This is a genomic window from Oceanisphaera sp. (genome assembly GCF_048268965.1).
Lineage (GTDB): Bacteria > Pseudomonadota > Gammaproteobacteria > Enterobacterales > Aeromonadaceae > Oceanimonas.
Window position 1 is genome coordinate 1 of record NZ_JBLWUK010000060.1, and the last position, 5226, is coordinate 5226.

Below are 5226 nucleotides of genomic sequence, written 5' to 3' on the forward strand. Positions count from 1 at the left end.
TAGCTTTAAGAACGACGCTATCACCCACCTCCATATCGTCGGGTCGGCTAGCAAAATCATCCAACCACGTCGTCATTGCTCGAATCGGCAACACCTGACTACTTAGAGGCGTCACTTTCAAACTGCCCAACGTTTCACGAAGCAGATCAAGCACGTCCTCGGCTCTGGCGCGTGAGCTAGCATTAACGCCGATCAGTTGCCGCTCCGTATCCCACCAAAGATCAATCTTCTGACTGCGCACGAAGGCGCGAGGCATTAGCTGCTCAGTGACCTGCTCTTTAAGCGCTGTCTTTTCCTTGCGCGTTGCCTTGCGGCCTTCGCTGGACTCAATGTCGGCTACCTGCTCCTCGACTTCCTCTTTGACGACAGACGCGGGAAGCAAGCGCTCTTGGCGCAGTGCGGACAGGAGCCGGTGACCCTGTATTTCGTGAACAAGCTGGCCATTGCCCAATCGGCCAGCGGGTGCCGTCCAACCCAGGCGGCGGGCGTCTGCATCGCCTAGCGGCTTGGCGGCATAGCACGCCATCTGTTCGGCTAGTTGCTCAATTCCAGCCACCTGCTCGGCGTGCAGGCGGTAGACGTGTAGGTTTTTGAACCACATTTGATTAACTCCAGCGCTCAATGAACGGTGTTGATGTTTGGCTGACTGATATAAGGCGCTTCGTGACAATCGTTAGCGCTGAGCCAAGCGCTTCGCATATCAGGCCTGCCGTTCTGCTTAATGAAGTCACCCGCCTCAGCGAGGAAGTCGTGACGACTGGAAAAGGCACATAGCTTTTTCAGGCTCTCAATCACCTCATCGAAATACATAGCGTGGATCTCGCTATCGGATAGCGTTTTCAGCTTCGAGCCAGTTCCATCGCACGCTTTGCAATCCCGCTCACAGCAGGGGCATTCGCCAGTGCCGTCGCATTCGCTGCATTCAAACTCTTGCTCTTTAATGTCTTCGCCAAGCGAGGCTGAGTATTCGGGAAGCGAAATAGTCGTGATCATTTTTCACCTCGGCAAAAAAAGCCCCTGCGTGAGGGGCTAGTAGTTGATCGTGATGCCGGGCACCTTGCCTTGGGCTATCAGCTTTATGGCATCCATGGCGCACTGCTCCGGCATTCCCCCATCGATCATGGCCTGCATGGCTGCTTGATTGATGCGTCGGCGATGCTCAACGTCGGCTTGGCGACGCTCGGCCTCTTCGCGCTGGCGTCGTTCAGCGTCGAGCTTGGCCTGCTCCTGGCGTTGCTGCTCAGCGATACGCTCACGCTCCTTGCGGTCGTACTCCTCTTTAGCTCGCTGCTCGGCAAGCTCTGCGTCACGCTTCGCTTTAGCGATATCCTCTTGATGCTCACGCTCGCGGCGCTCTGCATCGTCTTTGGCTTGCTGCTCCCGCCGTGCCGCTGCCTCGCGCTCTGCCTGGGCGGCTTGCTCAGCTTCGCGCCGTGCGCGCTCTTCTGCTTCGCGAGCGATGCGCTCTTCTCGTTCTTTTTGCTCGCGTGCCGCCGCCTCCTGGCGTAGGCGTTCTAACTCGGCCTGCTCGGCTTCGTATTTCTGGCGACGCTCAAGAGCTGTTTTTAAGGTGGCAAGGCTCGCTGCTTTAACGCGGTGTGCTTCGGCTTCAAACTCCTCCCATTCGATGCCGATCTCGATAGCTTCGACGTGTGCGATGGTCGCCGACAGGGTGCTGGCATCTTCGTCATCCAGCTCCTCTGCGAATCGCTGCATTACCTCGATGCCGGTCTTATGCTTAGCAATCCGCGTCTCCTCGGCAGCTTCCCATTCATTCAGCGGCCCACGTGCTTCATCACGCCACGCGTCTAGCTGGTCACGCCAGCGCTTGCGTTCGGCGTCGATGGTTTTGGGTAGCTGCTTGAGGTCGGCTACTAGCTCCTTGCCGATATTGTCGATAGCCGTTTTGCTTCGGGCGATCTTATGGGCCATCGAGGCGTAGGCTTTGCGACCGCTGGCTGTATCCAGCCCCGGAGGATTAGCAAGAAACGCATCAAGCTCCTGCCGGATGGTTTGCAGGTAGGGATCGAGCCCTTTTTCACCCTTAAAAACGTCAAGTGCCGTCTCTTTGGACGGCACCGTGATTAGATCAGTCGATTCTTTCTCGGCTACTTCGGCCATGCTGTTCTCCTAAGCAGCCATTACTTGCTGCATGCGTTCGTCCAAAAGCTCGTAAAAATCTTTTACGCGCTGGCTAATCTTGCGAATCATCACTTCATCGCGGTAAGCGCGCTTAACGAACAGCGGCATGCCTGGGTAGTAGCTGATGAAGTCGATCCACTCGCGTTCACTCACCCAGAGCCCGCCCTGGCATTGGGCGACGTGCTCAGCTGGTATCTCTCCTGCCAGCAGCACCTCGACCTGATATTTAGGCAGCTTGGTCTTGATCTCGGTCAGGCCATCATTGCCAACCAAACTGTCAGGCGAGTAACCGGCGCCATGGTTGAGAATGATGCCTACTTGCTCCAGTTCGCTGCCGGTGCGCTCGGTGTACAGCTCGCGGGCCATGGGTTCGAGTAAATGCCCTCGTTCTGTGTGGCGATTGCCCTGGAAGGCGTCGGCGGGCTCCTCGGTGATGCGCTCGCCAATAAGCTGATTCATGTAGGTGATAGCACCGGTCCCAAAGCCGCCAGGGCCTTTGCCATTGACCAGCAAGCATTGCAGCTCGCTCATGGTGACAATGCCCATGCGGGCGGCTATCCACTCAGGATCACCTTGTTCAAATTTGAGTATTTGCATTACGCGCTCCTGGAAAACTGTTTGTAGTGGTGGCGTGCTGCATATGCATAGGCTAGAGCGGCTTCCTCTTGCCCACGATAAGAGCCGAGGCTAATAGCCACTCCGTCAGCACGTATCCTTGACTGAAAAAGACCGCTAGGAAGCTTCCTGACGCCTTTTGGTAAATCCTTACCAAGCGCCCTGGTCTTGTTAGCCTGATTCTGTGCGTTAGTGGCGAGCCTAAGGTTGGATATTCTGTTATCGAGAGGGCAGCCATTAATATGATCAACATCAGATGGCGGCCACTCTCCGTTGACATAAAGCCACGCTAGCCGGTGCGCTTTATACTTATGCCCATCAACCCTAATCATCACATAGCCGCTAGATATACCGCCGGCGGTCTTGTGAAGCATTCGAGGGTGGAATTTTGTAGGCGCTCGCCAGACAAACAGGCCGCTATCAGGGAAATACTCGAGAACCTCTTGTAGTCGATGCTGATTTAAATCGTAACGGCTAGGTTTTGGCGACCCACTTTGCTCAAGCTCCCTGATGATCTGCATTACCAGCCTCCTGATTTTTCTCGCGGGCGCTAATGAGCTTCGCCATCAGCTTGTCAAAGTTCTTGCGAGGCACGTTGCTAGGCGCTCCAAAGGTCTCGCCGAACCATGTCTGTGTCGCTTCAGAGCATTGGCCAAGCACTTGGGATATTTGCCCCATCTGGAAGGGCGTTACCGAACGGTGCTCAATTGCCGCTTGGCCGTCGTCATCTTCATGAGCCATCGCAATGTTGAAGATCAAAAGGGTTAAGTAGCGGCGCCCATAACTCATGGTTGAGCCGTGAGCATGGGTAGCTGTTTTGTTCTGATTACCCTTCATTCCGGTCATATCTAGCGGCATATCCACTTTGTAGTTCTTGGTGTGCCCGCCAGTGTGCGACACATCACAAGTGATGCGGATATGGCTCTCAATTGGGCAGTCATCCGTTCCGAATGAAAGAGAGAAGCCGCAGTTGGTGTAGACAGGGCGCACCTGTCGATCGATAGTCTCTAGCCGTGCATAGCGGCTGCGTGTCTGCTCATTTGCAGCGTCACGAACTACGGGGCGCATATCTGTTTGTGCCCTTGCCATTGCCTGGTTGAACTCTTGTTCAGCATTACGGTTTAGGATTCGCTCCTGCATTTGCAGTAAGCGCTCCATCTTGTCGATGTCGACATCGGGATTCATTGCCGCCCGCTCGATCACCTGAATAATGGCGGTGGCTTCGTTGCGTGGAGCCTCGACTGGCGGGCTTGCTTCCTGAGTTGTTGCAACTGCATTGCTCATTGGTTACTCTCCTATTCGATCTTCTCGACGTTGATCTGGCCCCTAACGTGTTCGCGCACGTAAGGGGCTTTTTAGTTGGCGGGTGGTGCTGGGAGCGGCATCCAGTGAGTGACTAAGTCGCTGCATGGGATATTTGAGCCATACACAAACCACTTAAGCCTTAGGCGCATAAGCGATCCGGTCTTCTCGCCATCCGTTACAATTACGGTCTGTCCATTGGCAGGCATTCGATCCTCTACACTTATCCACCCAGCCAGCAGCGCCTTCAGCTCGTCTTCCTCGGCAGCATTGAAGCGACTGCCACCTTTAGTGACTGGGTAGACCATGCCGACGCCCTCAAAGAAGCGCGGCGGGCCGGTGATTTTCCATGTGCTCATGCCTCAACCCTCCGAAACTCGACGACCCATACCCATGGGTTAGCGTCCCAGCTATCAAAGCCATTAATCGACCGCCATAACTGATTGAATCGCTTTTTTGGTGAGTCACAGCTATGGCAATCAACCTCAGATGCGCCCGCCAAACTGCCTTGCTCATGCACCTGATAGCCGTCGCAGATTTGGCAGGGCCATACATCGGCTTCACCGGCCATGTCGCTATATTCATCGTTGGTGTAGCAGCCTTCGGCTATAGCATCCTCATCACTGATGCTTAGCAGCCGCTCAACGCGAACGCTGACGATCTCTAACGTGATGCGTGAGGCCCAGCGGGGCATATGGATAGATGGGCGCGGACGCTCCCAGTCTCCAAGCCCTGGCTCTCCATCAGCCCAATACCAAGTGGCAGGCAAGGCGGGCATGTAATTGGTATTGTCAGGGTAATCAACGCGACGACTAGGCTTGATGCCTGACATGTGATGCTCGCCGCTCCATGTCTCACGCACCCACAGCCGATCACCTGGCTGGCCGTAGGGGCATTGTCTTGTTAAAGCGTTAAAGCCAGGGCGATCACTCTCAATCCACAATGGTGGCTGAGGTTTAACCACTCGCCGCGTCTGCGTCTTACGGCCTGCCAAAATGGCGTTGACCATATCGGCATTGAATAAAATCGGGCGCTCTTTCATGCCGCCTCCAGGTTGTCAGTAATCAAGCCTTCAATGATCTCGATGCGCTTATCCCTGATCTGCTTAGCCAGCGCTAACAGCTCGTCGTCATCCTTTGCCTTGATCAATCCGTCCAGCGCTTCCGG

8 protein-coding genes are annotated in these 5226 nt (G+C 55.1%); all 8 read right to left on the reverse strand.

Features of this window, described 5'->3' with window-relative positions; all coding sequences use genetic code 11:
• The coding region (locus tag ACN0VL_RS15020; protein WP_417618776.1) for a recombination-associated protein RdgC at positions 1 to 601 on the reverse strand (601 nt) is incomplete at its 3' end.
• A gap of 17 nt (positions 602 to 618) precedes the next feature.
• Positions 619 to 993, reverse strand: coding sequence for a hypothetical protein (locus tag ACN0VL_RS15025; RefSeq protein ID WP_417618778.1), 375 nt, complete (start codon positions 991 to 993; stop codon positions 619 to 621).
• A 36-nt stretch (positions 994 to 1029) separates the two neighbouring features.
• A complete protein-coding gene (locus tag ACN0VL_RS15030) occupies positions 1030 to 2121 on the reverse strand; it encodes a hypothetical protein (RefSeq protein WP_417618780.1) in 1092 nt (363 codons plus the stop codon).
• A gap of 9 nt (positions 2122 to 2130) precedes the next feature.
• Positions 2131 to 2739 (reverse strand): lambda exonuclease family protein, encoded by a 609-nt coding sequence (locus ACN0VL_RS15035; protein WP_417618782.1) that lies wholly within the window; start codon positions 2737 to 2739, stop codon positions 2131 to 2133.
• Entirely contained in the window at positions 2739 to 3278 is a 540-nt protein-coding gene (locus ACN0VL_RS15040; RefSeq protein ID WP_417618784.1) for an HNH endonuclease signature motif containing protein, read from the reverse strand. The genes ACN0VL_RS15035 and ACN0VL_RS15040 overlap by 1 nt, the downstream gene beginning before the upstream one ends.
• Positions 3256 to 4041: an ERF family protein gene (locus ACN0VL_RS15045; RefSeq protein WP_417618786.1), complete on the reverse strand. Its 786-nt coding sequence runs from the start codon at positions 4039 to 4041 to the stop codon at positions 3256 to 3258. Before ACN0VL_RS15045 ends, ACN0VL_RS15040 begins: the two co-directional genes overlap by 23 nt.
• 71 nt (positions 4042 to 4112) lie before the next feature.
• A complete protein-coding gene (locus ACN0VL_RS15050) occupies positions 4113 to 4418 on the reverse strand; it encodes a DUF551 domain-containing protein (protein WP_417618788.1) in 306 nt (101 codons plus the stop codon).
• Positions 4415 to 5101, reverse strand: coding sequence for a hypothetical protein (locus tag ACN0VL_RS15055; RefSeq protein WP_417618790.1), 687 nt, complete (start codon positions 5099 to 5101; stop codon positions 4415 to 4417). Before ACN0VL_RS15055 ends, ACN0VL_RS15050 begins: the two co-directional genes overlap by 4 nt.
• Between the last annotated feature and the right edge of the window lie 125 nt (positions 5102 to 5226).